The 3,265-nt window shown below is 63.5% G+C and carries 5 protein-coding genes; 1 reads left to right on the top strand and 4 read right to left on the bottom strand.

Annotated elements, in window-relative coordinates; all coding sequences use genetic code 11:
* From KAY22_RS26830 to KAY22_RS26820, 3 genes are all read right to left on the bottom strand, one after another.
* The coding region (locus KAY22_RS26830; protein ID WP_296626111.1) for an oleate hydratase at positions 1-1,219 on the bottom strand (1,219 nt) is incomplete at its 3' end.
* Between the two features lie 27 nt (positions 1,220-1,246).
* Positions 1,247-2,113: a 3-hydroxyacyl-CoA dehydrogenase gene (locus KAY22_RS26825; protein WP_046407406.1), complete on the bottom strand. Its 867-nt coding sequence runs from the start codon at positions 2,111-2,113 to the stop codon at positions 1,247-1,249.
* Positions 2,110-2,487, bottom strand: coding sequence for an acyl-CoA thioesterase (locus KAY22_RS26820; protein ID WP_231621840.1), 378 nt, complete (start codon positions 2,485-2,487; stop codon positions 2,110-2,112). The genes KAY22_RS26825 and KAY22_RS26820 overlap by 4 nt, the downstream gene beginning before the upstream one ends.
* Between KAY22_RS26820 and KAY22_RS26815 the strand changes: the two genes are divergently transcribed.
* Positions 2,470-2,592, top strand: a complete 123-nt coding sequence (locus KAY22_RS26815) for a hypothetical protein (RefSeq protein WP_267903939.1) — start codon at positions 2,470-2,472, stop codon at positions 2,590-2,592. The genes KAY22_RS26820 and KAY22_RS26815 overlap by 18 nt on opposite strands.
* 11 nt (positions 2,593-2,603) lie before the next feature.
* On the opposite strand, the gene KAY22_RS26810 is transcribed toward KAY22_RS26815, so the two are convergent.
* Positions 2,604-3,265 (bottom strand): TetR/AcrR family transcriptional regulator (locus KAY22_RS26810; RefSeq protein WP_296626110.1); only part of this gene is annotated, 662 nt, incomplete at its 5' end.

The raw sequence follows: 3,265 nt of genomic DNA, 5'->3' as shown, positions 1-3,265 counted from the left end.
TCATCTGATCTTTGGGCTGCTTCTTGAAATGCGGCTGGCGATGAACCGTCCAGCTCAGCAGCCACGCCGAGTCCTTCACCGTGACGATACCGGCGGAGACGATCTTGCCGGTAAAGGGGTTCCGCTTGGTGATCTTCTCGACATAGGCCGGAATGCGGGCGTCGAGGGCAGTGATGGAGGCGGAGGCCCATTTCGTCTCCGGGATATGGGCGCCGAACACGTCGGGGCGGCCGAAGGCCGGATCCTTCGCGGCGATGCGGCGCCACAGGTCCCAGGCCGGCGCCGGTCCTTCATTGAGCTTCGCCGGCGTCCTGTGGTCGCCATTGTCGGAATTCTCGGTCAGCGAGCCGATCGTGATGAAGACGAGATCGTCTGGCCCGAGATCGACGCCGCCTTCGACGCCGCGCTCTTTCCAGTGAATGCGGGTCGCTTGCTTGCGGCCGGGCTGGATGTCGAAATCGACATCGGTGACCTCGACGCCGTAGCGGAACGTGACGCCGTGATCGGTCAGCCACTTCACCAGCGGCAGGACCATCGATTCATACTGGTTATAGCGGTTGAACTTGAGCGAGGAGAAGTCGGCGAGACTGCCGATATGATGGATGAAGCGGTGCAGGTAGAGCTTCATCTCCAGCGCGGAATGCCATTCCTCGAAGGCGAACATGGTGCGCCAGTAGAGCCAGAAATTGCTTTTGAGGAAGTCTTCGCCGAAGACCTCGTTGATACGCTTGTTCTCCATCTCCTCGCGCGTCGCGAGGAAGACCGAGAGCAGGTCCTTCTGGGCCTTGTCGTTTAGCGTCAACAGCGCTTTGTCGGGCACGTCCTGGCCCTGGTTCTGCGTCGTGCGCTGGAGCGAAAAGTTGGGATCGTCCTTGTTGAGCCGGTAGAACTCGTCGAGCACGCTGGCGTCCTCGATCTCCAGCGAGGGGATCGAGCGATAAAGGTCCCACAGGCACTCGAAATGTTCTTCCATTTCGCGGCCGCCGCGAATGACGAAGCCCTTTTCGGGCACGTCCAGACCATCGAGCGCGCCACCAGGGATTTCCAGCTCTTCAAGGATGGTGATGCGGTCGCCGGAAACGCCGCCGTCGCGGATCAGGAAGGCCGCGCCGGCAAGCCCCGCCAGCCCCGAACCGACAAACCAGGCCGTCTTCTTGTCGGCGCCCTCGGGCTTGCGGGGACGCACGAAGGCTTCATAGTTTCCGCTGCTATAGTGCATGGCGAACTCCTGTTCTTCTTGTTGGGATCAGTCTGCGGAGGGCTTGTAGCTGTAGAAGCCTTCGCCCGAGGCGATGCCGAGCCTGCCCTTGTCGATGTAGTTTTCCTTCAGCCAGGCGGCGAGCGACTGAGCATGCTCGTCGCCATGCGAGAGGATGTTGTAGGGGGTGTTCAATCCGATGATGTCGTAGATCTGGAACGGCCCCATCGGCGCGCCGGTGGCGATCCGCCAGACCTTGTCGACATCTTCCGGCTCGGCATAGCCGCCGGCCGCCAGATCGGCGGCCGCGTTCAGGAGCGGCACCAAAAGCGAATTGAGGACGTAACCCGCTTTCTCCTTGCGCACCGGGATCGGCACCATGCCGATGGCGGAGGCGAAGGCGATCAGGGCATCGAACACGGCCGGATCGGTGTCGTCCGTGCCCATCACCTCGGCGGTGTTGAACTTCCAGATGCTGTTGGCGAAGTGCAGCGCCAGAAACCGGTCCGGTCGGCCGGTGTAAGCCTTCAGGTCGCTCGGCAGCAGGGTCGAGCTATTGGTGGCGAAGATCGTCCTGTCCGGCGCGAGCCCCGCCAGTTTCTCGTAGAGCGCCTGCTTGATCGAAAGAACCTCCGGAACCGCCTCGATCACGAGGTCCGCGTCCGCGACGGCCGCGCCGAGATCGCTCAGCAGAGCGATCCGCTTGAGCGCCCCGGCCGCCTTGCCGCCAGCCGCGCCCGACACCTCGTTCGTGTAGGTTTCGACGAGCGCCGCCAGCCGTGCGCGCGCCTGTTCGAGCGCTTCCTCGCTGATGTCGTAGGCGACAACATCGAAGCCGCTATAGGCCGTCTGGAAGGCGATCTGGCTCCCGAGGACTCCCGTGCCGAGAACTGCCACTTTCCTGATATCGCTCATCCAATTTCCTTCTGCGCGGTATCGTCACTTAGAAACGGAGCCGCCACCTCCACCGGGACGCGGGCCAGCTTGCCGGTTTCCCGATCGACCAGGGCCCATTGGGTCAGCGAGGCGACGATCGTCCGGCCGTCTTCGGCATGGAATTCGACACATCGTGCATAGCGGGCACCCCGCGGCGCTCGGACGACCCAGGTGATCGCACTGACCTCGTCTCCCGCCCGGACATTGCCGCGATAGTCGACCTCATGGCGCAGCACGACCGCGACGAACCGGTCGCGATCCTGCGGCCGCGCGGCCGTCAGCCAATGCGCCACCGACACATCCTGAATCCAGGTCACCCAGACCGCATTGTTGACATGGCCGAGTTCGTCGATGTCGGCGTCCCGGGCGCGGAAGCGGATATGGAAGCGCCGATGCTCATCCACCTCGCCGACGAGTGGGTGTCCGTGCTCATCGCAGCCGATGCGTCGACGATCTGACACGATCCCGCTCACGAATACGCCTGCTCCTCATGCGACGAACCCAGTCCTGCCATGGCGCGGAAGAAGCCGACGAGCATCTCGTCGCGCGGCATGGCGCCTTCGACATCGCCCTGCACCGCCAGTCCCATCCAGACCGCGTAAAGACCGATACCGGTCTGCATCGGCGGCAAGGCCGGTCGAAGTGCGAAGCGTTGCGTTAGATCGGCAACGAGTTCACCGAACATCCGATAGCAGGCCGCCTTGCCCTCCCGGTGCCGCTCGGCGAAAGCCGGATCGCGCCGCGCGTGAAGCTGCAATTCGATCGAGAGGAGCGACCATTGCGCTTCACCGGCCAGCTTCGCGAGCCGGGCGGCCAGCACCTGGAGCGTTGCCTCGATATCATCGCCGGAGCAGTGCGCGACCAGGTCGCGAAGCAGTGTGACCTCATCCTGGATATGGCTCTGCAGGATCTCGACCAGCAGATCGTCCTTGCTGGCGAAGTTCGAGTAGAAGGCACCCTGCGAATGGCCGGCCGCGCTGCAGATGTTGCGGATCGACATGGCGGCGACCCCCTCCTCGATGATCGAGGTATGTGCGGCGGCGATCAGCCGGTCCCGCGTCTGGCGCTGCGTGTCCTTGCGCGTAAGCGGCATGGGTTCGTTCTCCAACCAGCGGGCGAGACGTGCGAAAC

The sequence above is a fragment of the Rhizorhabdus sp. genome, assembly GCF_018006725.1.
GTDB lineage: Bacteria > Pseudomonadota > Alphaproteobacteria > Sphingomonadales > Sphingomonadaceae > Rhizorhabdus.
This window is presented reverse-complemented; position numbering and strand designations above follow the sequence as displayed.

Coding starts and splice junctions, on each gene's coding strand:
- KAY22_RS26815 (WP_267903939.1), top strand. CDS start 2,470: ATGGCCGAGTTCGTCGATGTCGGCGTCCCGGGCGCGGAAGCGGATATG.
- KAY22_RS26825 (WP_046407406.1), bottom strand. CDS start 2,113: ATGAGCGATATCAGGAAAGTGGCAGTTCTCGGCACGGGAGTCCTCGGG.